Below are 22,176 nucleotides of genomic sequence, written 5' to 3'. Positions count from 1 at the left end.
ATTGATTGAACGTAAATTGACAATAAAACAACAAGCTTTTGCAGATGCTTATATTGAGCTAGGTAATGCAACGGAAGCTTATATTAAAGCTGGGTATAAGGCAACTAATAGAACTGTAGCAGAAGCGAATGCAAGAAAGTTACTCGGAAATTACTCGGTTGATCTTTATATAAAGAGACGTATGGAAGAATTAAAAACCGACCGCATAGCTGACCAAACGGAAGTAATGGAATTGTTGACTGATGTACTCCGTGGCAAAACTCGCTCTGCTGCATTAGTTGGTGTCGGCGGCGGGGAAGAAACTCTAATCACGAATATGCCGCCAACAACGTCCGAACGCATTCGTGCAGCCGAATTAATCGGAAAACGATACGCTTTATTTACTGATAAGCAAGAAATTAACGCTACTGTAACACCAATATTTGTTGATGATATAAGCGGTGATAACAATGGCAGTTAAAAAGTTATCAGAACTCATACCGAAAGCCTTTCATCCATTATGGAATGCGGCACTGGCTAAAGATATTCTTCATGTAGTTTGCAAAGGTGGCCGTGGTTCGGGTAAATCATCAGATATTGCCCATGTTTTTGTGCAGTTATTAATGCGCTATCCAGTAAATGCAGTTGGTATTCGTAAAGTCGATAATACGATTGAAACATCTATATTCGAGCAGATTAAATGGGCAATCCATGAGCAGGGAGTGGCTCATTTATTCAAAATTAATAAATCTCCGATGCGAGTCACCTACATGCCCCGTGGTAATTATATGATTTTCAGAGGTGCGCAGGATCCGTCACGTATTAAATCATTAAAAAGCGCGAATTTCCCTTTTGCCTTTGCTTGGGTAGAGGAAATGGCTGAATTTAAAAATGAAGATGAGATTACGACCATTACCAACTCGCTATTACGTGGCGAACTGGAGAATGGTCTTTTTTATAAGTTCTTTTATTCGTATAACCCGCCAAAGCGAAAGCAATCATGGGTGAATAAGAAATATGAAAGCTCTTTTCAGCCTGATAATACGTTTGTTCACCACTCCAATTACTTAGATAACCCATTTATCTCAAAACAGTTTATTGAGGAAGCAGAAGCTGCTAAACAACGAAACGAAATGCGCTATCGGTGGGAGTACCTTGGCGAAGCAATCGGCTCAGGTGTTGTACCTTTCGATAACTTACAAATTGAAAAAGGCAGTATTACCGACGAAATGGTTAAGTCCTTCGACAACATTCGAAATGCAGTCGATTTTGGTTATGCAACGGATCCATTAGCATTTGTACGTTGGCACTATGACAAGAAGAAAAACGCTATATATGCCATAGATGAAATTTATGGAGTGAAAATTAGTAACCGCAAGCTCGCTCAGCAATTAAAAGATAAAGGCTACCAAGCGGATCGTGTAGCTGCAGATTCTGCGGAGCCGAAATCTATTGCAGAATTACGTGATGAATTAGGAGTGCCGAGGATATATGGCGTTAAGAAAGGGCCGGACAGCGTTGAATATGGAGAAGAATGGTTGGATGACTTAGACGCAATTTATATTGATCCTTTACGTACCCCAAACATTGCGAAAGAATTTGAAAATATTGACTATCAAACCGATAAAGACGGCAATCCCATTCCACGTTTAGAAGATAAAGATAATCATACAATTGATGCTACTCGCTATGCCTTTGAAGGGGATATGCGCCAGTCTACTTACAGTTTTAATTAGAGAGGTGATGTAAATGACAAACTTATTCCCTTTTCAAGGGGCAGTTACAGATACGGAATTATTAAATGAGCGTATCGCTTCAGGAGCAAATAAAATTATTAGTAACGTAAAGTTGCTTGAAAATGAAATAAATAAATTCAAGAAGTCAGAAAAACGTAAATGGATGTTAACAGGTGAACTGTATTACGAAGGTGAACAGGATATTTTGAAACGAGAGCGCATGGTTATTGGTAAAGGTGGAAGTCTTGAAATCAATAGGAATCTTCCGAACAATAAAATACTCGATAACCAGTACGCCAAACTTGTAGACCAAAAGGTGAACTATCAGCTAGGTAAACCGATTACGCTTGAATCTGAAAACCAAAAATATATAAAAGCCCTTGAAACTATTTTCAATCGTCGCTTCCATCGGACATTAAAACAGGTAGGTCAAGATGCATTAAATACAGGTATCGGTTGGCTCTATCCGTACTATGATGAACAAGGGATTTTTTCTATCAAACGTTTCGCACCACATGAAATCATTCCTTTCTGGAAAGATTCAGACCGTACAGAAGTAGATTTTGCGGTCCGTATTTATACTACGGTTGCTTATGAGGGCGATAAAGAAGTAGTTGTGGAGAAAGCGGAAGTGTACAGTGCAAAGGGGGTTGAAAATTACGAATGGTTTAACGGTCAATTGGTGCCAGAAGTAACGAGTGAATCTCGTGCATATATAACGGTTTACAATGGCGATGAAAAGCTTGAAGTGAACTGGAAACGTGTTCCCTTAATTCCTTTTAAATTTAATAGCAGTGAAATCCCATTAATTAAGCGGGTTAAATCCTTGCAGGATGGCATCAATGTCATGCTAAGTGATTTTGAGAATAACATGCAGGAAGATGCACGCAATACAATCTTGGTTCTTCATAATTACGATGGTCAGGATCTTGGCGAGTTCCGCCGTAATCTTTCTATTTATGGTGCCGTTAAAGTGCGGTCAGCAGATGGAGCTAAAGGTGGCGTTGATACCCTTACTGTTACGGTTAATGCTGACAATTACAAAGCTATTCTTGCGCTGTTTAAAAAGGCACTCATTGAAAATGGCCGTGGTTATGATGCAAAAGACGAGCGCATGAGTAACAATCCAAACCAAATGAATATCCAGTCCATGTACAGTGACATCGAACTTGATGCAAACGGTATTGAAACCGAGTTCCAAGCATCATTTGAACAACTTTTATGGTTTGTGAATCAGCACTTAGCTAACGCGGGTTATGGTGATTTTGAAGGTGAAAAGGTTGATATTATCTTTAACCGTGACATCCTGATTAATGAAAAAGAGGTTGTAGAAGTATTGGAAAAATCCCCTTATTTATCAGAGGAAACATTAATTGCCCAACATCCTTATGTGAAAGATGTGCAACTGGAGCTTAAACGAAGAAAACAAGAGCAGCAACAGCAAATGGATATGTATGATAATTACGATTCTACATTTAAGCAGAAGCAAGGTGAGCTAAATGGCTAAGAAACCCCGTAATTATTGGCGGCAACGTTTTGAAGCCTTAGAAGATGCACAGCACAATCGCTCCGTCTTTTATTATGCCGATTTAGAAAAGGCTTATATCCAAACAATGAACTCACTAGAAGCCGATATTTTGCGTTGGTATGAGCGTTTCGCAAAGTCTGAGGGTGTTTCATTGGACGAAGCTAAACAACTGCTTAAAACCCAAGAATTAAAGGAATTTAAGTGGTCAGTTGACGACTATATTAAATACGGCCAAAAGAACGCAGTTAATCAGCAATGGATGAAGCAGCTCGAAAATGCTTCTTCACGTGTTCATATATCACGATTGGAAAGTTTGAAGCTACAGTTACAGCATCATGTTGAAAAGCTTTATGGGGACCAAATAGAGGGCTTTGAGCGATTGATGAAAGAAATCTATCAAGATCAGTATTACCACACAGCTTATGAAGTACAAAAAGCTTTTAATGTTGGATTTGCTTTTCAGGCATTAGATGAAGCCAAACTGACAAAGATTATTAGTAAGCCATGGACAGCCGATAATTTAACGTTCAGCGCTAAAATTTGGCGCGATAGAGGTCAATTGATAGATACACTCCATAAAGAGTTAACGCTCTCTATAGCAAAAGGTGAGAGTCCTCAGCGCTTGATTAGTGTGATACGAAGGAAAATGAATACTTCCCGTTCCAGTGCAGCCCGTTTGGTATTAACCGAGCAGGCTTTTTTTAGTGCCACGGCATCAAAGGATGCATTTGGCGAACTAGATGTAGAGCGATATGAAATCATTGCGACATTGGATAGCAAGACAAGCGATATTTGCCAGTCAATGGATGGAAAGGTATTTAAGTTATCGGATTTTGAACCAGGTGTTACTGCCAATCCCTTTCATCCAAGATGCAGAACCACGACAGCTCCTTATTTCGATGATGATTACAGTCAGCGGATTGCACGTAAAAAGAATGGTGAAGTGTACTACATTTCTAGCAATATTAAATACCCTGAATGGAAAGAAAGGTTTGTTGCTTAGTTTTTGCCGTACAAATGCCCATTAATAAAGGGGAAGGATGATTTCATGAGTCCATTAATATTTTTCTTGTTTGTAGTTACAGTTGCAGCGGTCTGTTATGTGTTAGGCCATCAAATTGGCTATCTTAACGGAAAGCGGGAAGTTTCACATATTATGCGTGGTGAGCCTCCCTAAAGCGACATTCGAAGATGATTTGGGCAGTGAATTGCAGCATGTTCTTGATTATGTCGAATCAGGAAAGGTTTAGGTGGTCCAATGTCTCGTCTTTTTAGCGCTTTATGACGTGAAACTGAAAGTGTTTAAAACCTATCGAGTCGTTACTCGTTAAACACGTATTAGGAGGATGCAGTAATGAAAAAAGAAGATTTGATTGCAATGGGATTTAGTGAAGAACAAGCAGATGCGCTTGTTAATAAATATGGCAACATGGTTCCGCTTGAACGCTTTAATGAAGTGAATGGAGCAAAGAAATCACTTGAAGAACAAGTGAAAACTCATGAGACGCAACTGAAAGATTTGCAGGGTAAAGCAAAAGGCAATGAGGAGTTACAAGCGGAAATTACTAAGTTGCAGGAATCACAAAAGCAGGCAAAAGAGCAGTATGAACAACAGCTTAAGGATGAACGTATGTCTACAGCATTAAAATTGGCAGTTGCCAATAAAGTACATGACGTAGATCTAGTCACTGGTTTGGTCGATAAATCCAAAATTGAATTAGATGAAAACGGTAATATCAAAACAGGACTTGAAGAGCAACTTAAAACGTTGCAGGAATCAAAGTCCTTTTTATTTGTGCCTGAAAAGGAAGAAAAGAAGCAGGAATATAAAGGATGGACTCCTGCTGGTGGCGACAAAGGAGCTAATAATGAATTAGATCCCGGTGCGGCATTTGCAAAGCAGTTCAACGAAAAAGGAACAGTCGGCTCGGACGTTCCAAATCCATGGAACAAATAACATAAAAGGAGGGCATACACATGCCATACGTAAGCAATGTAAACAATTATTCTCGTGTTAATTTTTTGAAAACTTCAAAGGTGCAGGCCTTCACTACTTTAGTCAGCGATGTTGGTGTATCAGCAAATGCAAAAGGTCAGAAAATCGTTCCGGCTGGTACAATCTATCCGGCTAATGATGCAACAGCAAAAGGAATCATCTATAACGATGTGGATGTGACGAACGGTCCGCAACCAGGCTCATTAATTGTTGAAGCATATATCCTGCAAGATCGTTTGCCAGTAGCTCCAGCTGCCGAAGCAAAAACAGCATTAAAAGAAATTAAATTTTATTAATTGAAGGGTGGAAAAAGAGAATGCCAGATATCTTAGAATTATTTAATCAGAAAACAGTATTAAGTTACTTAAAAGAACGTCAATTAACACCGTTTTTAGGAGAAACGTTATTCCCAGAAGTAAAGCACGACACGCTTGAATTTGAATACTTAGTTGGTGCAAGTAATTTACCGGTAGCTGCTAAAATTCACGCTTTCGATACAGAGGCTGAAATTGGTTCTGTTGAATTTAACGATCAAGCGCTTGAAGCTGCTTACATCAAAAAGAAATATCAAATCAAGGAGAAGGATTTGATTGCACTACAATTCCCTCGTACTCCACAGGAACAGCAAGTGTTAACTGGCCGTATCTTTAATTTAATTGACCGTGCAGTTGCCGATGTTCGTGCTGAAAAAGAAATTATGCGTATGCAGGCGTTAGCAAACGGGGAGTTAGAGCTTGAAATCGAAGGTGGAGGCACTTTAACTGTTGATTACCATGTGCCGAATGACCATAAAGAAGCTTTAACTGGTACGGCTTTATGGACTGCAGAAACAGCAGATATTATCGGGGATATCACTCGCTGGGTTGAAACATTGGATGAAAAACCAACTCGTGCTTTAACATCTACAACGATTGCTAGTCAGATTTTACGTAATGCGAAGGTAATTGCTGCATTATTTGGCCGTGATAGCGGTCGAGTGGCTACGCTTGCGGATTTAAATGCATTCATGCAATCGCACGGCTTACCTACAATTGCTACTTACGATGCGAAATACCGTGTGCAAAATGCAAACGGCACGTATACAACGAAGCGTTACTTCCCAGAAAACAAATTTGTTATGTTCGGTGATGCTACTTTAGGTGAAACGTTAAATGGACCAACACCGGAAGAATCTCGCTTATTACGTCAAGGCAACGAAGAAGTGACAAATGTCGGAAATGTGATTGGTATGGTTTATGAGGAAGGTCTAGACCCAGTATCAACATGGGCGAAAGCAGCATCTACTGCAATTCCTTCATTCCCAGAAGCTTATAACGTATTCCAAGCACAACCAATCGCATAGGAGGGCTAATGTATGAAACTAGTTGAAGTATTAAAAGTGCCTGTTCGCTATGAGGGTAAAACTTACCCTCGCGGTGAACAGTTTGAAATGGAAGAAGATTATGTTAATGAGAATCTGGTAAAAGTACTTGGAGATGTTGCTAAGAAGCAGGACCAGACGCCAGACAATCCCTTTGAAGGCATGACGTTGGAAGAACTAAAAGCACATGCTGAACAAAAAGGAATCGATATTGGTAAAGCCACAACAGAAGAGGGCATCATCAAAAAAATTGAAGAAGCCGAAAAAACTAAATAGGGTGTGATTTCATGCTCACAGAAGTGTTATTACGTTTAGGCGCTTTAGGCGTCACTGTTTCAAACGATCCAACAAGTACTGATATGTATTTGTTGAAATTTGCAGTTAATAAAACCGCTGACCATGTTAATAATCAAACAAACTTAAGCGCTGTACCTGAGGGACTCACTCACATTGCTATTGATATGGCAGTGGGTGAGTTTTTGTATGCTAAGAAATCAATGGGTTTGCTTGACATAAGCTCATTAGACTTTTCCACAGCGACGAAACGTATCAAAGATGGGGACACAGACACTGAATTTCTAGTGGATGCCAAATCGACGCCAGAATCTAATTTCCACGCCTTTTTAAATTACCTGCAGCATAACGAAATTGATTTTGTTAAATACCGGGTGCTCACATGGTAGATGCACATCGTAAAGCGTTGGAAAAACACATGTGGCATGGTCGATGCGTAGTTAAGGTGTGGGAAGAATACGAAGACCCAATTACTTTCGTTACTAAGCATGGCGAAGTGACAAAGTACATTGATCTCCCTTGTAAACTATCTCATAAAACATTTACAGCAACATCTTCAACGGGCGCTGGTGCCATTATAACCAAAGAAATAAAGCTTTCACTTGGTAACGAATACGATATTCCATCAGGGTCTAAAATTATCGTCTCGCAAAATGGTATTACTGAAACTTACACTCGAAGTGGAAAAGCGGCTGTATTCCGTATACATCAAGAAATCCCACTCGAATTATTTGAGAGGTACGCATAATGGCTAGATGGGGCAAAGTTGATTTTAGTGCGCTCAAACGGATGCAAAAGAAAATACAAAAACTTGTGAAAGAGGATTTTGAAAAGTTTTGTGACGATGCAGCAAAAGAATTAGCTGCACGTTTAATTGCAAAGGTGATTAAACGTACTCCAGTAGGTCAATATGAAGATGGAACGACTGGCGGTACATTAAGGCGTGGTTGGACGGCTAAAAGCCACAGAGAAGCTGAGCTATCGGCTACTTTTGGTGGAGGCGGTGGTGCAAAGAAATATGCTGATTCTATGACCGTGAAAAAGTTTGGCTCAATTTATGAAGTGGAAGTAATCAATCCGGTAGAATACGCGCAATATGTTGAGTTCGGCCATCGTACACGAGACCACCAAGGCTGGGTAAAAGGTCGATTTATGATGACAATAAGTGCGGATGAACTTGAAAGGCAAGCTCCTGCCATACTGGAAAAGAAACTAACGAATCTGCTGAAGGGGGCTTTCGATGGAGATTAATGATATTACTATTGCTATTTCACGTAAGCTCCAAATGGCTTTCGGTAGTAATTACGCAAAATATATTGATGATGTACCGCAGGGCTTTAAGAGTCCTGCTTTTTTAATTCAGTTTTTAAACCTTGAGCACATCCGCCAGATTGGAGGACGTTGGAGAGTTGTTACGCTTTTTAATGTGCAGTATTTCCCCAAAAACGGGGCATCAGAGGTTGCTAACATGACACTGAAGATACAGCAAGCATTGAAGAGTGTAACGCTTTTGAACGGTTCCGAAATGTTAGGGACAGGTGGAAATAGCGAGCCTGTTGATGGAATAGGACATAATTTCATCCATTTCAATTTCTTTTTAAATGAAGTTGAAGAAAAAGTGTTCATGGGTTCATTAGAGCACTATTTAAACAAGGAAAGGGTGGTATCAGTTGGCGAGAACGATTAAACAAAAAGTAGAACCTGTTTCCGTTAAATTTTTCGGTGAAACGATTCAATCAGTAGCACAAACGTTTTCAAAAGAGCAGCTGGTCAAAAGCCGTAAATATACTCATCGCCGTGATGCACTCAATGCATTACTGAAAAACGATGAACAATATTCATTTGCTCAGGTAGATGAAGTATTAAAACAGTTTGACGAAGGAGTGAAAGAATAATGGCATTAGGTGGAGGCCCATTTTTAACGCAAAACAAAGTGCTGCCAGGTACTTATCATAACTTTATTAGTGCTGCACGTGCTTTTGTAAACTTATCTGACCGAGGCTATGTAGGTTTGCCTATTGTCCTTGACTGGGGCGTTGACAATGGAGTGTTTGCAGTGACGACTGAAGATCTGCAAAAGGATAGCCGTAAAATTTTTGGTTACGATTATACGGACGACAAATTAAAGGGCATTCGTGATGTATTTAAAAATGCAATTACCGTTTACTTTTATAAATTAGCAGTAAATGCAGTAGCGGCCCAAAATTCATTTGCAACCGCAAAATATAAAGGTGTGCGAGGAAATGATATATCAATCACAATCCAAGCAAATGTCGATGAGCCATCAAACTTTGACGTGAAAACACTGCTTGCCGGTGTTGTTGTCGATGAGCAGACGGTTGCAACTGCTGCTGATTTAGCGGCAAATGACTTTGTTAAGTTTAAACCTGCAGCAACTTTAGCGGTTACAGCCAGTGCACCATTAACTGAAGGGTCAAACGGTGATGCAGTAACAGGCGGAGCGCATCAGGAAGCTTTAGATGAGCTTGAAGCGTTCGGCTTTAATACTTTAGGCTGTTTATCATCTGAGCCGGCGATTAAATCGCTATATGTTGAATATACAAAGCGTATTCGTGACCAGGTAGGTGGTAAATTTCAGCTAGTGGGCCATAAGATTGGTGCCGCTGATCATGAAGGTGTCATCGATGTGCAAAACGATGCAATCGGAGATGAAGTATTCGGCGCAGTTTACTGGACTACTGGTGCACAGGCCGGTGTTGCTGTTAATAAATCGAACACCAATAAAAAATACGATGGTGAGTTTGAACTTTCAATGATTGAAACGAAAACTCAACCACAGCTTACTGCATTATTAAAAGGTGGTAAATATGTATTCCATCGTGTTGGTGATGAAGTTCGCGTTCTTGAAGATGTGAATACTTTCACTTCATTTACAGTTGATAAGAATGAAGATTTCAGCATGAACCAAGTGATTCGTGTGCTTGACCAAATTGCCATCGATACGGCTCATTTATTCAACAGTCGCTACCTCGGTAAAGTTCCAAATGACAAGGACGGTCGTATTTCATTATGGTCTGATATCGGTGCACATCGTCTTGAACTTCAGCGTATTCGAGCTGTCCAAAATTACAATAAGGAAGAGCTTATTGTAGAGCAAGGTCAATCTAAAAAAGCAGTTGTAGTAAATGAAGTTGTTACGCCGACAGTGGCAATGTCACAGCTTTATATCACTACAACAGTAGCATAAGGGGGGTACATTTAAATGGCTAATACAATGCATGGCCGAGATGCGGTTTCTGGTGCACAGGGCAGAGCCTATGTGACGATTGAAGGCAACCGCTATATGTTCGCCAATCTAATTAATTTAGAAGCGCGTATGGATAAAACAAAAACACAAGTACCCATCATGGGTAAAACCGGAAAAGGTAACAAGTCGACAGGTTGGGAAGGTACTGGATCAGCTACTTTCCATTTCAATACGTCGATTTTCCGTCAGTTACTGAAGCGCTATAAAGATACGGGCGAGGATATTTATTTTGATATCCAAGCAACAAATGAGGACAATTCTTCAACTGTTGGTAGTCAAACTACTATTCTGATTGACTGCAATATGGACGGCGGTATTATCGCTCTACTTGATGCAGATGCGGAATATCTTGAGGATTCAATCGACTTTACGTTTGAGGATTGGGATATGCCTGAAGAGTTTTCAGTTTTAGCTGAAATGCTTTAAAACAATTAAGGTTGTCGAGTATTCGGCAGCCTTTTCTAATACTTAAAATATATTATAAGGTGGGACTTACATGTCGGAAAATTTACAAGCGTTTTTCGCGCAAAATGCAGATCAACCAACACAGGTAGAAAAAGTAATCTCTAAACGTTTTAAAGATGGTGAAGGGAAGCCGATTCCTTTTATCTTTAAACCGATTTCACCAGAGCGCGATGCAGAATTAAAAGCTCAGGCAACAAAGAAAACCATGATTACTCAAGGAAAGCAAAAAGGTCAGTTCCGTTCCGAGTTCCAAGCTGCTAAATACCAAAACCTGTTTACGATTGAATCACTCACTTTCCCGAATTTGACGGATGTAGGACTCCAAGATTCATATAAAGCATTGGGTGAAGAGGATCTGTTCAACAAGATGCTCACTCCAGGTGAAGCGACGGATGCCTTTTTAGCTGCACAAGAAGCCAATAACTATGAACTTGATTTAGACGAGCTGGTAGAACAAGCAAAAAACTCATAAGTGACGGTGATACGGATGCAAACATAGCGCATTACTGGCTACATAAATTGCGTCGTTTGCCGTCAGAGTATATTAATTTATCCCGGCTCGATAAAGCATTTGTTATTGGCTCCATTCAAGTGAAAATTGAAGCAGAAAAGAAAGCTGAAAAGGAAGCTAATCGAGGAAAAAGAAAAGGCAGAAGTAGAAAGTAGTAGTACCTCTTTGCATAATATTGTATAAATAATGTAAGAGGTGATTATTTTGGGTATTTTCGGAAAGAAAGTAAAGAAACCAGTTCCAATTGCTGTTCCTTTAATCGATGGGCTGCCAATCGCTAATAACGCTTTAACTAAAATTAATGTACTTGAAAACGCTGTACTATTTGAAAGTGAAAATAACAAAATCAAGCTGCCTTTCAATCAGCTGCGTAACATCCATCATACGAATACAGTTGATATTCAAAAGACAGTTAGCAGTTCTGTAGGCGGTGCTGTAGGTGGTTTTATTCTTGCTGGACCTTTAGGGGCGATGATTGGCGGCAGAAGCAAAGAAAAAACAATAAGAGATCTGAAACTTTTATTACTCTTTGAGTACCAATCATCAGAAGGTGAAGTTAAGCTTATCTCATTTGATGTGACACATACACCTAAATCAAAATTATTAACTATGGAAAACTTAGGTTTGCAGACCGAAGAAAATAATATTGTTTTGTAAAGCACTCAATTGTGGGTGCTTTTTTATTTTACCGGAAAGGAGGAAATAGATGGCTACTATCCGTACAGCAATACAAATTCAAGATGGTATGTCCAGTGCATTTAAGTCGATGAATATTGCTATGCAAGCGACAATTAACAGTTTTGAAAGCTTGCAACGTGCATCTGGAAGAGCTGTTGATACATCCAGTATCGAGATTGCTAGACGCGAACTGGCCCGTGCTGAGACAGCTTTTAATGAAATCGAAAATGAAATTCGGCAAGCTGACCAGCAGCAAGATCGGTTTAATCAATCCATCCGAGACGGAACCACCGCCGCCAGTGGCATGCTGGGTAAAATCGCCGGTATTGTCGCTGCCTATCTGTCATTTCAAACAGGAAAAGATATTTTAGGGCTATCGGATGAAATGACGAACACAACAGCTCGTTTAAATCTCATGAATGACGGGCTACAAACAACAGCTGAATTACAAAAAATGATTTTTGATAGCGCTCAGCGTTCGTATGGTGCTTATGGACAAATGGCTGATTTAGTCGGTAAGTTGGGGATGAATGCGAAAGATGCTTTTAGCAGTAATGCAGAAACTGTCGCTTTCGCCGAACTGCTTAACAAACAATTCAGTATCGCCGGTACAAATGCAGAAGGAATTACAGCTGCTACCCTACAAATAACACAAGCACTCGGCTCAGGAGTGTTACGCGGTGAAGAGCTTAACAGTATCTTTGAACAAGCACCGAACATCATCCACATGATTGCCGATTATTTGGGAGTACCGATTGGCGCAATACGTGAAATGGCTAAAGAAGGTGAGCTTACTGCAAGTGTTGTAAAACAAGCGATGTTTGCAGCTGCTGATGATATTAACGATAAGTTTAATAACATGCCTTTAACAGGCTCACAAATTTGGCAGAACTTTAAGAATGAAGCACTTTGGGCTTTCCAAGATGTTTTAGCCGGAATAAATAATGCAATGAATAGCGATAAATTTTTATCATTTGTAAATGATATGAAAGGTCAATTATATACGCTAGCTAATGTTGTAACTGCCACTTTCAGTACCATGGTAGCAGTTGCGGGCTTTGTTTATGACAATTGGTCGTTCATCGGACCTGTAGTTGGTATTGCTACAGCGGCAATGCTACTTTATGGTGGTGCGTTATTAGGTATTAAACTTACAACAATGGCAGTGGCTACATGGCAGGGAATATTAGCCGCACGTGCAGCAATGGTTACTGGTGCAACATTTGCTCAAACTGCTGCTCAATACGGATTGAATGCGGCAATGTACGCAAACCCGGTCACAAGGGTTATTGCTGGTTTCATGGCTTTGATAGCTGTCTTTTATTTAGGGATTGCAACGATTAACCATTTCGCCGGTACATCGATAAGTGCTACAGGATTAATAGCTGGAGCATTTAGCGCATTAGGGGCATTCTTGCACAACATGGTCGCTTTCTGGTGGAACCTGTTTGCATCGATCGCAGAGTTCTTTTACAACGTGTGGATTGATCCTGTTTATGCAACGAAAAAACTGCTCGGAAGTATCGCAGAAACAACCATAGACATGGCGCAATCAATGATAGGATCTTTCGATTCAGCTGCAACGAATCTTGCAAATATGTTTGTAGATGCTGCTAATACAGCTATTGGTGCTATTAACTGGGTGAGTGATGCGGTAAACAATTTAACCGGTATAGATTTTGGCAAGATGGGGACAATCAGCCACAGAACTTCTGTTTCAGCCGATTACAGCGGACTGAAAGGTAAAATTAATGATTGGGTCGGAGATGCGCCTGCAGGCACTTGGACAGCGCCTCGTATGGAGATGAAATCGATTCCTGATGCATTTAGTTCTGGCTATGACTGGGGGGCGAATTTATTTAACGGCCCGGATATGGAATTGAACATGCCAACTACTAGCTTAGATGACATTCTTAATAATTTACAAGGAATTCAAGATGCTGCTGACAAAGGGTCTAAAGCCGGAAAAGACACAGCAGGTAGTGCGAAAAAGCTAGCTGATAACGTAAAGATGGCATCAGACGATTTAAAGTATTTACGCGATTTATCAGAACGTGAAGCCATTAACCGTTTCACGACTGCCGAAATTAAAGTAGATATGAAAAATGAGAACCACATCAATTCCGAAATGGATATCGATGGGGTTATTGATCGTTTCGGTGAAAAAGTAGAGGAAACAATCGCAGTATTAGCAGAGGGGGACAGTGACGATGTATAACTTTTTTATAGATGGTGTACAGCTACCTGTCGCTCCATCTGCAATGAGTATGAAAATTAATAATAAAAATGAGACGATCACACTTATCAATGAGGGTGAAGTCAACATATTAAAAAAAGCAGGTCTGACGGATATTGAATTTGAAGTTGAATTTCCCAACACAAAATACCCGTATGCTGTATATCCGAGTGGGTATCAACCAGCTTCCTTTTATTTAGAACACCTCGAAAAATTAAAAGTTGGACAAGAGCCTTTCCAATTCATCGTTAATCGTATGAAACCGGAAGGCTCTTTACTATTTGATACAAATATGACTGTATCATTAGAAGACTACACTATTGATGAAGATGCAGAAAACGGTTTTGATATTAAATCAACAATCACGTTGAAACAGTTCAAGCCTTTTGGTACTAAAAAACTAGCTGTAAAATCATCATCACCAAGCCCTTCTAATGCTTCAAATGCAAAAACAAATGTTGCAAAAAAGATCGTAGTTGAAAAACAGCGTTCTACAGCAAGCAAATCAACACCGAAAAGCCATACGGTTAAAGCTGGTGATACGTTATGGTCCATTGCTAAAAAGCATTTAGGTGATGGGGCTAAAGCAAGTGAATTAGCTAAGCTCAATAATTTACCAAATCCAAACTCCATTAAAGTGGGGCAGGTGATTAAACTTGGGTAAGTATCAATTGCTCATACTGTCGCGTGGCCGCATTTTTGATGTTGCCGTACAAGAGCCTGTTATATGGGAGACTCATCGAAAATCAATGCCTGGTAAATTAACATTTAACGTAATTAAAGATGAAATATTAGGCTTTCACGAGGGAGATATGGTGCGATTCGACTATGATGGTCATAAAATATTTGCCGGTTTCGTGTTCACTAAAAAGCGTACAAATAACCGTATCATTTCTGTTACTGCATTCGATCAATTGCGCTATTTTAAAAATAAAGATACGTATGTCTATAAAAACAAAACAGCTGCTAAAGTGCTTCAAATGCTCATTGCCGATTTCGGATTGCAGGGCGGTATTATAGCGGATACCAAGTTTGTTATTGCATCTCGTGTAGAAGACAATCAGGAGCTGTTTACAATTATGGATAATGCCGGCGCAATCACTACGAAAAATACAGGCAGTCTGTATGTGCTTTATGATGATTACGGCAAATTGAATTACCGTGATGTTAAACAGTTAAAACTTGATATTTTAGTAGATGAGGAAAATGGTGAAACGTTTGAGTACACCACATCCATAGATGAAAATACGTACAACAAAATTAAGTTATCCCGTGAAAATAAAAAGACAGGTAAGCGAGAAATATTTATTGCCCAGGACAGTGCAAATATGAACGAGTGGGGTATTTTGCAGCATACTGAAAGCGTTGATGAGGGCGAGAGCGGTAAAGCGAAAGCTGATGCATTACTGGCTCTATATAATCGGAAGTCCCGTAAATTGCATGTAAATAAAGTGTTTGGTGACTACCGTGTACGTGGCGGCTCAACATTGGGTGTGCAAATGTATTTAGGTGACTTAACGGTCGCCAATTTTATGATGGTTGAAACGGTAAAGCATTCATTTTACGAATCAGACCATCGGATGGACTTGAAATTGATTGGCGGTGATTTCGTTGCGTGATATGTCTGATATTATTCGTTCCATTAGAAAAGTAGTGCTTGAATCAGTGAATGCGCAAAAATTAACGGATATAGTTTATGGCACTGTTGAATCGATCGCACCGTTAAAAATCCGCCTTGATGAAAAACTATTACTCGAGGAAGAACAGCTCAAATTAACTCGTGCGGTTATGGATTATGAAGTGGATATGACAGTGGAGCATTTGACGGAAGAAAAAGGAGGCGGCGCTTTAGCTGCTGCTTATGAAAGTCATGCCCATGAATACAAAGGTCGTAAAAAGTTCCTTATCCACAACGGTTTAATCATTGGTGATAAAGTGACCATGATTCGGGCACACGGCGGACAACAATATTTAATAATTGATAAAGAGGTGGTTTGATGCTTCCAAGACAAATTGTAAACGATGATTTAATCTCGGATTTTGAAGAGGTCATTGAGCCATCTTTAACATACAATCTGGATTTTACAAGAAAGCGAATATCCGGCTTAATTGATGGCAGGCAAGCTATTGAGCAGGCAATTTATAAAACACTTGATACAGAACGATATGCGTATGTCATTTATTCCTGGTATTACGCATCCGAATTAAACAAACTTATTGGACAGCCAATACCTTTTGTATACAGTGAAATTAAACGATATATAACCGAAGCATTAGCGCAGGATGACCGAATCCAAAGTGTTGATGCTTTTTATTTTGAACGGAATCGAAATAAAGTGAGCGTTTCGTTTACTGCCCACACCATTGCAGGTGTCATAGATATCACGAAAGAGGTGAGCATCTAATGTTTGAAAATGAAACCTATGAAAATATATTAAATCGAATGTTGTCTAGATTCCCGGCTACATTTGATAAGCGAGAAGGGTCTGTATTGTGGGACTTACTCAATCCAAAAGCTATAGAACTAGCACAGGCCTATGCCTCTTTAGATAGTGTATTAGATTATACATTCGCTACAACAACTTACGGGGAGTTTCTTGACCGCAAAGTGGCAGAGCGGGGCATCTTCCGCAAATCTGGTAAGGCTAGGGGCCTTGTTGTTATATATGTATCGCCAGGAACTGAGGTAATAGCGGGAACGAGGGTTTCTACAAATGAGCAAGAACCAGTTTACTTTACTACTATTGAATCCGTAATCGCAGTTAATGATCGGGTTGAAGTAATCGTAGAAGCTGAAGAAATTGGCGAAAGAGGGAATGTCCTTGTCGGTACGGTGTCGATAATTTATGGAGATTTAGCCAATGTAGCCTCTGTAACGAATCAGGTATCTTTTAGTGGAGGGATTGATGAAGAGACAGATGAAGAATTATTAGAGCGCTATTTAGAAGATGTTCGGAGACCCACTACATCCGGCAATAAATATCACTATATTAAATGGGCTAAAGAAGTACCAGGTATTGCCGATGCGCGTGTTTATCCTTTATGGAATGGTCCGGGAACTGTGAAAGTCGTTGTTATCGATCATCAGAAGCGCAGCCCTGCTCAATCAGTTCTCGATTCGGTAAAGGCTTATATAGATTCGGTAAAACCGGTATTAGCCGATGTGGCAATTGAGGGCGTTGAAGAAATATCTATTGATATTAGTGCCAAACTTATTTTAAAACAAGGTGCTGATTCTGAAATTGCCAGAACATCGTTTATTTCAAATGTAGTTAAATACTTTGAATCCATGGCATTTGAAGAGTCAGACGATTACAAAATACGCTATACAGCTATCGGCAACCAATTATTAGATGCAATCGGCGTACTGGATTACCGAGATTTAAAAATTAATAACCTTACATCAAATATCGCATTAACGGACACAGAAGTGCCCGTAATTGGTGCGGTAACAATAACAGTATTGGAGGAGTGAAAATATGGCTGCAATGAGTAACTATTTAGAAAACGCTTTAATTAATGCAGTATTGAGAGGTACCGCATATACCTCACCAAGTAAAGTGTATCTAGCTTTATTTACAAGTAATCCAACAGATGCTGGCACCGGGACAGAAGTTGGAAGCGGAGATTATGCCCGACAAGAAATTGCTTTTGGTGTACCGAGTGACGGAGTAGCCGTCAGTTCATCAGATGTCCTTTTCCCTGTTGCAACAGCTGGATGGGGTACAATTACTCATATTGGTATCTATGATGCTTTAACTGGTGGAAACCTATTATTCCACGGAATTTTAACTAATCAAAAAACAATCGCTGCCGATGACCAATTAAAAATTGCTGCAGGTGATGTAAGCATTACACTCGCATAAGGAGTGTTAAATCATGGCTGAAATTAAATTAGATCCGTTATCCATAGAGGGTAACGGATTTTTAAATGCTGACGCTTCAAGTCTATCCAGTAGTGCTGTTCAAATTATTTCAAGTTCCACTTTTTCTAGTAAAGCTATTCTCGTTACAAGGACAGATTCGAAAATAATTTCAGCGGCAAGCCTTTCAGGTCGAATAGTTTTAGTTAAGGCATCAAAGGTTAGTGCCGCTGCTAATTCTACTGTTTCATCAAAAGGCAGTGTTGTTAAATATATCAGTAGTCGGAGCAGTGCCAGAGCAAGTGTTAAAGCTCAAGGGAAAAAGTTTAAGACAGCAAGAGCAGCACTCTCAACAGAAAGCACGCTTGAAGCCTTTACGTATGAGCGTGATATTCAGGCATCTTACGAAAACTATTTACCGAAAATCTATGCGGAATTTGAAGATGTTACGAAAATGATGCAAATCGAAGCCAATGAAGTTACAAGGCTTTCAGCAAGAATCAATAGTATCATTGACCAACCTTTTGTTAACTCGGCAACTTATGCATTAGATCGGTGGGAGAAGGAATTAGGAATTAAAGCAATTCCTCAGCGCTCCATCGATTCTCGACGACACTATATACTGGCGAAGTTGCGAGGATTAGGCACAACAACAAGTGAAGTATTAAAAGCGATTGCTGATTCGTTTTATGAATCTGAAATTATTGAAAAACCACACGAATATGCAGTTGAAGTGAAAATTGTAGGTCGTCGGGGCAGACCAAAAAACGCGGAAGATATGCAGGAGACCATTGAAGAAGTCATACCAGCACATATTTCACATTCAATCGCCTTTACCTTTTTGCCCTGGAATGAATTAGATATGATCCGCAGAAGTTGGACGGAAGTTGAATCTTATACGATGGCCGACACAAGTACTGTAGCTTGGCGGAAATTTGAGGGAATAGGCGCTAAATGGAATAACGTAAGCGATTTAACCGGTAAAGAGCTTGAAGAATCATACAACTTAAATACAGGAGGTACCGATAATGAGCAGTAAAAAGACACCAAATTTAGAGCTGCATGAATGGGTTCCAGATGACTATGTACAAATGGAAGAGTTTAACGAAAACTTCAGAAAGCTGGATGAAAACGTTGGCGGTTTGGCAAATATTGCGGAAGAAGTAAACCTAAAAGTTGAGGAAGTTGCCGAAAAATTATCGGGAGATATATTAAATATTTCACAAGAGACTTCTAATGAAATCGGCAAAGTTACTACGCAATTGGCACAAAATGAGCAATTGATAAAAAAAGTTAACGGTCAATTAGATTTTGTTGAATTCATCAAAGAAAGGTCAAAACCTTATACCAAGATGTCTATTTTAAGAAGAGCTGAAAACTCCTATCAAGTTCAATTGTCAAATGATACAAAAGGCGTTATTTATGATTTTGCTAAGGATACAAACGATGATTATATTAAATTGTATGCTGCATTTTCTGGATTAGATGCTAATGCGGATAGCTTTGTGAGTAAAGACGTTGCTTCAATGGGTGATACAACAGGAACATTTACAATAAGCGGATCAAATTTATACACAACTACCGTCAACGATTCATTCACTTTGTCAGTAAAGGGAGAAAAATTAATACTTACTATTAACACTGAATCACGTGGGGGGGTATGGTCGATCAGTGTGGACGGCGGTTCTCCGATTATAGTATCCTGTTATAACGCTACAACAGCCGAGAAAAACGTAGTAATTGCAGAAGGACTAGCAAATGTTGTGCACACTGTGGTTGGGACGTTCTTAGGTGATGATCCCGCTAATCCTCCAAGTTCATCTCCATCCAGAGGGTATTTGAGAATCATTGATACAACAGAGAAAGGTACCCTAACTGGATATGCGAAATCACCGAAAAACACAGTAGAAAATACAATTTTAGCAACAGCTTCTAATAAAGAATTTGCTTTTACAGCTAAAAAAGATAATTATTTGAACTGGATTCCAGAGCATGATGCGGTTGGTTCTGTTTTTAATATTAGCAGCCCCAAATTTTATATAGACGGGCAGTTAGTGGAGGTGGCTAATTTAACAATCGGATCTTCCTATGCATTACCGATCAATACGACTTTTGAGTTAAGACAGCACGTTAAAGGGCATATTATTGGATTTGGAGAAGTGATGGAACTTACTACTAGTCACAAAGTAAATAAAGATGGAATATTGGAATTTAATGGGGTTATGAAGGGGCTTGCTGAATTTACAACTACTGGTTATCCGATGATGTTACCTGCGCAGAATGAATTTATGAACGAATTTATTACGGGTATTTTAAATACTAAAACAAACAGTGGTTCAGAAAACTACTCTTATTTTACAGAAGAAAAAGATGCTGTTAATAGCGGAGCTATAATTAGTTCGACTAAAAAAAATCTTATTGCTGGTGGTACTCTAAAATATCCCGTTAAGACTTATAGATTGGGTAAAAGCGGAAAACCTGCTAGTGGGGAAGATTTATTCTTATGGAACAGGGCTAGTAAGCCTAAGATGTACTTCCAAAGCATGAAGGATGTTGCGATTAAGGTTGGAGACATATATACATGGGGCTTTTCTTTAATAGTAGCAGACATTGAAAATGTTTATGATATAGTAAAAGACTAAAAAACAGCACCCCGATATCAGAGGTGCTGTAAATTTATAGTGTTATTTTACGATTCAACTTAAAAATTAATATAATGGGAATTAATAAATTTGTGAATATAGGGTAAATACTTCCGAAACTCAACATCATTGCCATGCCCATATAAATTACAAGATAGACGTAAATATAGACATATTCTATTCTGTTTTCTCTGCTTATTTTACTATCAAACCAAAGCATAATCGTTAAGGTTAGAGCAAGTAATAACGGTGTGCCGAGAGCGCCAAAATGGATATAAGATTGTCCTGACAAAGGGATTATTTGATCAACTTTTCCACTGACTCCATAAAATAAATAATTAAACCAGGCGGTAGTAGTATTATATGAATCAGAAAATCTACTTAATACAGCTACATTATTTAAGGAATCATTAAACAATGTTCCAATTGTAAGTGAATTATCAAATAACCTATTTAATTCAACTGCTCGACCCATGTTGTCTGGCCCTGAAAAATAGGCATCCAAGTTATAAGCCATCTCATTATTACTAACAGAATTAATGGTTCCGTCTTTTGTGTAACCAAATTGTTTAACCAAAGTAATGCTTAAGAATACTGTAATTATAATCGTAGAAACAATGACTATTAATTGCTTTTTATATTTTGGATATAATTTTAAAAGTATTATCATCCAGGCAATCGTGGGAATTAAAACACTAAGTCTACTAGTACCTTTAAAAAACAACATATTAGGCAATACTGCAATTAGCGAGAACAGAACAAATCTAAAAGCTAATGTATTATCATATTTCTTTTTAAAATAGTCTAATAAAATTATCGTAATTAAAATTAGAGTTAAATCAGAGAAAAGGATTACTAACCCATTTAAAGGTATGTTAAAATTACTTTCTACTAAACCATTCGTTGCAATAAAAAAATTATATCTACTAAATAATTGCGGGAAAACAGCAAATGAAGCCAAACCAAGGAGTAAAACACTTGAAATAACTACTTTTGAATTAAGTGGTTTGAAAGGGGTAACCTTAATTTGAGATTTGTTGTAAAATCTTTTAGCGAATAATTGTACAATGATAAAAGCAACAAATAATTCAACAATCATGATTATGAGTCCGTTATGTAAACTTTGAGCAGAGGGTGTGTAACCTCTAAAAGTGCCTTCCTGTAGAAAAAACGATCTGAAGACAGGAGAAAAAACGTATCTAACAAAAATAACAGAATTTAATACTATTAACCCTATATGACCTTTGAAATGATTTATCATTGCAGGGAAGACGAATAATAAAATCGCATAAAGTAACGGTAGTAGAAACAATAATTTATTGCCTGGAAAATTATAAGAATTAATATATACAATTGATGATGCGATAATTGCGATACCTGAGAGGAATATTTTAATAAATAAGTTCTTGATTTTTATTAATCGATTTTCAAGGGATAAAGTAATAGATGACATTATAAGGAACTCCTTTTTATAGTGAATATTTTAAACACAATAACTTCTAAAATTATACATTATAATCTCTTTATATTCATCAATTAGTAAAATTTAGTTATAGGCACTTAAATGTTCCAAATTGTGTAGTAACTCAACCTAAAATCAAATATCAAATTATTAATGAT

The 22,176-nt window shown here is 38.7% G+C and carries 28 protein-coding genes; 27 read left to right on the top strand and 1 reads right to left on the bottom strand.

The window, feature by feature from the left end; genetic code table 11:
- Position 1: 1 nt before the first annotated feature.
- From AC6CH1_RS07375 to AC6CH1_RS07245, 27 genes are all read left to right on the top strand, one after another.
- On the top strand, positions 2–460 hold the full coding sequence (locus AC6CH1_RS07375) for a terminase small subunit (RefSeq protein ID WP_498316856.1): 459 nt from the start codon (positions 2–4) through the stop codon (positions 458–460).
- A complete protein-coding gene (locus AC6CH1_RS07370) occupies positions 450–1,715 on the top strand; it encodes a PBSX family phage terminase large subunit (RefSeq protein ID WP_498316854.1) in 1,266 nt (421 codons plus the stop codon). The genes AC6CH1_RS07375 and AC6CH1_RS07370 overlap by 11 nt, the downstream gene beginning before the upstream one ends.
- 13 nt (positions 1,716–1,728) lie before the next feature.
- Positions 1,729–3,222, top strand: a complete 1,494-nt coding sequence (locus AC6CH1_RS07365; protein ID WP_498316852.1) for a phage portal protein — start codon at positions 1,729–1,731, stop codon at positions 3,220–3,222.
- Positions 3,215–4,246, top strand: coding sequence for a minor capsid protein (locus tag AC6CH1_RS07360; RefSeq protein ID WP_498316851.1), 1,032 nt, complete (start codon positions 3,215–3,217; stop codon positions 4,244–4,246). Before AC6CH1_RS07365 ends, AC6CH1_RS07360 begins: the two co-directional genes overlap by 8 nt.
- 45 nt (positions 4,247–4,291) lie before the next feature.
- A complete protein-coding gene (locus AC6CH1_RS07355) occupies positions 4,292–4,420 on the top strand; it encodes a hypothetical protein (RefSeq protein WP_280522787.1) in 129 nt (42 codons plus the stop codon).
- A 177-nt stretch (positions 4,421–4,597) separates the two neighbouring features.
- On the top strand, positions 4,598–5,200 hold the full coding sequence (locus AC6CH1_RS07350) for a phage scaffolding protein (RefSeq protein ID WP_498316850.1): 603 nt from the start codon (positions 4,598–4,600) through the stop codon (positions 5,198–5,200).
- Between the two features lie 20 nt (positions 5,201–5,220).
- The gene (locus AC6CH1_RS07345) at positions 5,221–5,535 is read left to right on the top strand and encodes a hypothetical protein (protein ID WP_498316849.1); all 315 of its coding nucleotides are present in this window, start codon (positions 5,221–5,223) and stop codon (positions 5,533–5,535) included.
- Positions 5,536–5,555: 20 nt separating this feature from the next.
- Positions 5,556–6,581, top strand: a complete 1,026-nt coding sequence (locus AC6CH1_RS07340; protein ID WP_498316847.1) for a major capsid protein — start codon at positions 5,556–5,558, stop codon at positions 6,579–6,581.
- Between the two features lie 12 nt (positions 6,582–6,593).
- Entirely contained in the window at positions 6,594–6,875 is a 282-nt protein-coding gene (locus AC6CH1_RS07335; protein WP_498316846.1) for a hypothetical protein, read from the top strand.
- Positions 6,876–6,886: 11 nt separating this feature from the next.
- Positions 6,887–7,282 (top strand): hypothetical protein, encoded by a 396-nt coding sequence (locus tag AC6CH1_RS07330; RefSeq protein WP_498316844.1) that lies wholly within the window; start codon positions 6,887–6,889, stop codon positions 7,280–7,282.
- Entirely contained in the window at positions 7,276–7,641 is a 366-nt protein-coding gene (locus AC6CH1_RS07325; RefSeq protein WP_498316843.1) for a hypothetical protein, read from the top strand. Before AC6CH1_RS07330 ends, AC6CH1_RS07325 begins: the two co-directional genes overlap by 7 nt.
- On the top strand, positions 7,641–8,144 hold the full coding sequence (locus AC6CH1_RS07320; protein WP_498316841.1) for an HK97 gp10 family phage protein: 504 nt from the start codon (positions 7,641–7,643) through the stop codon (positions 8,142–8,144). Before AC6CH1_RS07325 ends, AC6CH1_RS07320 begins: the two co-directional genes overlap by 1 nt.
- Positions 8,134–8,580: a phage tail terminator family protein gene (locus AC6CH1_RS07315; RefSeq protein WP_498316839.1), complete on the top strand. Its 447-nt coding sequence runs from the start codon at positions 8,134–8,136 to the stop codon at positions 8,578–8,580. Before AC6CH1_RS07320 ends, AC6CH1_RS07315 begins: the two co-directional genes overlap by 11 nt.
- Positions 8,564–8,788 carry a hypothetical protein gene (locus AC6CH1_RS07310; protein WP_498316838.1) on the top strand — a complete coding sequence of 75 codons (225 nt, stop codon included), beginning with the start codon at positions 8,564–8,566 and terminating at the stop codon, positions 8,786–8,788. The genes AC6CH1_RS07315 and AC6CH1_RS07310 overlap by 17 nt, the downstream gene beginning before the upstream one ends.
- Positions 8,788–10,101, top strand: coding sequence for a phage tail sheath subtilisin-like domain-containing protein (locus AC6CH1_RS07305; RefSeq protein ID WP_498316836.1), 1,314 nt, complete (start codon positions 8,788–8,790; stop codon positions 10,099–10,101). The genes AC6CH1_RS07310 and AC6CH1_RS07305 overlap by 1 nt, the downstream gene beginning before the upstream one ends.
- 15 nt (positions 10,102–10,116) lie before the next feature.
- On the top strand, positions 10,117–10,587 hold the full coding sequence (locus AC6CH1_RS07300) for a phage tail tube protein (RefSeq protein WP_498316834.1): 471 nt from the start codon (positions 10,117–10,119) through the stop codon (positions 10,585–10,587).
- Positions 10,588–10,657: 70 nt separating this feature from the next.
- Positions 10,658–11,098, top strand: coding sequence for a phage tail assembly chaperone (locus AC6CH1_RS07295; RefSeq protein ID WP_498316833.1), 441 nt, complete (start codon positions 10,658–10,660; stop codon positions 11,096–11,098).
- Positions 11,099–11,341: 243 nt separating this feature from the next.
- The gene (locus tag AC6CH1_RS07290) at positions 11,342–11,794 is read left to right on the top strand and encodes a hypothetical protein (RefSeq protein ID WP_498316832.1); all 453 of its coding nucleotides are present in this window, start codon (positions 11,342–11,344) and stop codon (positions 11,792–11,794) included.
- Positions 11,795–11,843: 49 nt separating this feature from the next.
- A complete protein-coding gene (locus tag AC6CH1_RS07285; protein ID WP_498316830.1) occupies positions 11,844–14,033 on the top strand; it encodes a tape measure protein in 2,190 nt (729 codons plus the stop codon).
- Positions 14,026–14,715, top strand: coding sequence for a LysM peptidoglycan-binding domain-containing protein (locus AC6CH1_RS07280; protein ID WP_498316829.1), 690 nt, complete (start codon positions 14,026–14,028; stop codon positions 14,713–14,715). The genes AC6CH1_RS07285 and AC6CH1_RS07280 overlap by 8 nt, the downstream gene beginning before the upstream one ends.
- Positions 14,708–15,670 carry an XkdQ/YqbQ family protein gene (locus AC6CH1_RS07275; protein WP_498316828.1) on the top strand — a complete coding sequence of 321 codons (963 nt, stop codon included), beginning with the start codon at positions 14,708–14,710 and terminating at the stop codon, positions 15,668–15,670. Before AC6CH1_RS07280 ends, AC6CH1_RS07275 begins: the two co-directional genes overlap by 8 nt.
- Position 15,671: 1 nt before the next feature.
- Positions 15,672–16,049 carry a DUF2577 domain-containing protein gene (locus AC6CH1_RS07270; RefSeq protein ID WP_498317752.1) on the top strand — a complete coding sequence of 126 codons (378 nt, stop codon included), beginning with the start codon at positions 15,672–15,674 and terminating at the stop codon, positions 16,047–16,049.
- Complete coding sequence (locus tag AC6CH1_RS07265) at positions 16,049–16,456, top strand: DUF2634 domain-containing protein (protein ID WP_498316827.1); 408 nt, start codon at positions 16,049–16,051, stop codon at positions 16,454–16,456. The genes AC6CH1_RS07270 and AC6CH1_RS07265 overlap by 1 nt, the downstream gene beginning before the upstream one ends.
- Positions 16,456–17,526, top strand: coding sequence for a baseplate J/gp47 family protein (locus AC6CH1_RS07260; protein WP_498316825.1), 1,071 nt, complete (start codon positions 16,456–16,458; stop codon positions 17,524–17,526). The genes AC6CH1_RS07265 and AC6CH1_RS07260 overlap by 1 nt, the downstream gene beginning before the upstream one ends.
- Positions 17,527–17,530: 4 nt before the next feature.
- Entirely contained in the window at positions 17,531–17,917 is a 387-nt protein-coding gene (locus AC6CH1_RS07255; protein WP_498316824.1) for a phage tail fiber protein, read from the top strand.
- A gap of 13 nt (positions 17,918–17,930) precedes the next feature.
- Positions 17,931–18,953 (top strand): putative phage tail protein, encoded by a 1,023-nt coding sequence (locus AC6CH1_RS07250; protein WP_498316822.1) that lies wholly within the window; start codon positions 17,931–17,933, stop codon positions 18,951–18,953.
- Positions 18,943–20,556, top strand: a complete 1,614-nt coding sequence (locus AC6CH1_RS07245) for a hypothetical protein (RefSeq protein WP_498316820.1) — start codon at positions 18,943–18,945, stop codon at positions 20,554–20,556. The genes AC6CH1_RS07250 and AC6CH1_RS07245 overlap by 11 nt, the downstream gene beginning before the upstream one ends.
- 34 nt (positions 20,557–20,590) lie before the next feature.
- On the opposite strand, the gene AC6CH1_RS07240 is transcribed toward AC6CH1_RS07245, so the two are convergent.
- Positions 20,591–22,009, bottom strand: a complete 1,419-nt coding sequence (locus tag AC6CH1_RS07240; RefSeq protein ID WP_498316819.1) for a hypothetical protein — start codon at positions 22,007–22,009, stop codon at positions 20,591–20,593.
- Between the last annotated feature and the right edge of the window lie 167 nt (positions 22,010–22,176).

The sequence above is a fragment of the Solibacillus sp. GQ1 genome (genome assembly GCF_059758555.1).
The sequence above is the reverse complement of the archived record's forward strand: the minus strand, read 5'-3'. Positions and strand labels throughout refer to the sequence as shown.

What these genes read in the sequence shown, in the direction of transcription:
- AC6CH1_RS07370 (WP_498316854.1), top strand. Translation starts at nt 450, where the DNA reads ATGGCAGTTAAAAAGTTATCAGAACTCATACCGAAAGCCTTTCATCCA.
- AC6CH1_RS07365 (WP_498316852.1), top strand. Translation starts at nt 1,729, where the DNA reads ATGACAAACTTATTCCCTTTTCAAGGGGCAGTTACAGATACGGAATTA.
- AC6CH1_RS07360 (WP_498316851.1), top strand. Translation starts at nt 3,215, where the DNA reads ATGGCTAAGAAACCCCGTAATTATTGGCGGCAACGTTTTGAAGCCTTA.
- AC6CH1_RS07355 (WP_280522787.1), top strand. Translation starts at nt 4,292, where the DNA reads ATGAGTCCATTAATATTTTTCTTGTTTGTAGTTACAGTTGCAGCGGTC.
- AC6CH1_RS07350 (WP_498316850.1), top strand. Translation starts at nt 4,598, where the DNA reads ATGAAAAAAGAAGATTTGATTGCAATGGGATTTAGTGAAGAACAAGCA.
- AC6CH1_RS07345 (WP_498316849.1), top strand. Translation starts at nt 5,221, where the DNA reads ATGCCATACGTAAGCAATGTAAACAATTATTCTCGTGTTAATTTTTTG.
- AC6CH1_RS07340 (WP_498316847.1), top strand. Translation starts at nt 5,556, where the DNA reads ATGCCAGATATCTTAGAATTATTTAATCAGAAAACAGTATTAAGTTAC.
- AC6CH1_RS07335 (WP_498316846.1), top strand. Translation starts at nt 6,594, where the DNA reads ATGAAACTAGTTGAAGTATTAAAAGTGCCTGTTCGCTATGAGGGTAAA.
- AC6CH1_RS07330 (WP_498316844.1), top strand. Translation starts at nt 6,887, where the DNA reads ATGCTCACAGAAGTGTTATTACGTTTAGGCGCTTTAGGCGTCACTGTT.
- AC6CH1_RS07325 (WP_498316843.1), top strand. Translation starts at nt 7,276, where the DNA reads ATGGTAGATGCACATCGTAAAGCGTTGGAAAAACACATGTGGCATGGT.
- AC6CH1_RS07320 (WP_498316841.1), top strand. Translation starts at nt 7,641, where the DNA reads ATGGCTAGATGGGGCAAAGTTGATTTTAGTGCGCTCAAACGGATGCAA.
- AC6CH1_RS07315 (WP_498316839.1), top strand. Translation starts at nt 8,134, where the DNA reads ATGGAGATTAATGATATTACTATTGCTATTTCACGTAAGCTCCAAATG.
- AC6CH1_RS07305 (WP_498316836.1), top strand. Translation starts at nt 8,788, where the DNA reads ATGGCATTAGGTGGAGGCCCATTTTTAACGCAAAACAAAGTGCTGCCA.
- AC6CH1_RS07300 (WP_498316834.1), top strand. Translation starts at nt 10,117, where the DNA reads ATGGCTAATACAATGCATGGCCGAGATGCGGTTTCTGGTGCACAGGGC.
- AC6CH1_RS07295 (WP_498316833.1), top strand. Translation starts at nt 10,658, where the DNA reads ATGTCGGAAAATTTACAAGCGTTTTTCGCGCAAAATGCAGATCAACCA.
- AC6CH1_RS07285 (WP_498316830.1), top strand. Translation starts at nt 11,844, where the DNA reads ATGGCTACTATCCGTACAGCAATACAAATTCAAGATGGTATGTCCAGT.
- AC6CH1_RS07280 (WP_498316829.1), top strand. Translation starts at nt 14,026, where the DNA reads ATGTATAACTTTTTTATAGATGGTGTACAGCTACCTGTCGCTCCATCT.
- AC6CH1_RS07270 (WP_498317752.1), top strand. Translation starts at nt 15,672, where the DNA reads ATGTCTGATATTATTCGTTCCATTAGAAAAGTAGTGCTTGAATCAGTG.
- AC6CH1_RS07265 (WP_498316827.1), top strand. Translation starts at nt 16,049, where the DNA reads ATGCTTCCAAGACAAATTGTAAACGATGATTTAATCTCGGATTTTGAA.
- AC6CH1_RS07260 (WP_498316825.1), top strand. Translation starts at nt 16,456, where the DNA reads ATGTTTGAAAATGAAACCTATGAAAATATATTAAATCGAATGTTGTCT.
- AC6CH1_RS07255 (WP_498316824.1), top strand. Translation starts at nt 17,531, where the DNA reads ATGGCTGCAATGAGTAACTATTTAGAAAACGCTTTAATTAATGCAGTA.
- AC6CH1_RS07250 (WP_498316822.1), top strand. Translation starts at nt 17,931, where the DNA reads ATGGCTGAAATTAAATTAGATCCGTTATCCATAGAGGGTAACGGATTT.
- AC6CH1_RS07245 (WP_498316820.1), top strand. Translation starts at nt 18,943, where the DNA reads ATGAGCAGTAAAAAGACACCAAATTTAGAGCTGCATGAATGGGTTCCA.
- AC6CH1_RS07240 (WP_498316819.1), bottom strand. Translation starts at nt 22,009, where the DNA reads ATGTCATCTATTACTTTATCCCTTGAAAATCGATTAATAAAAATCAAG.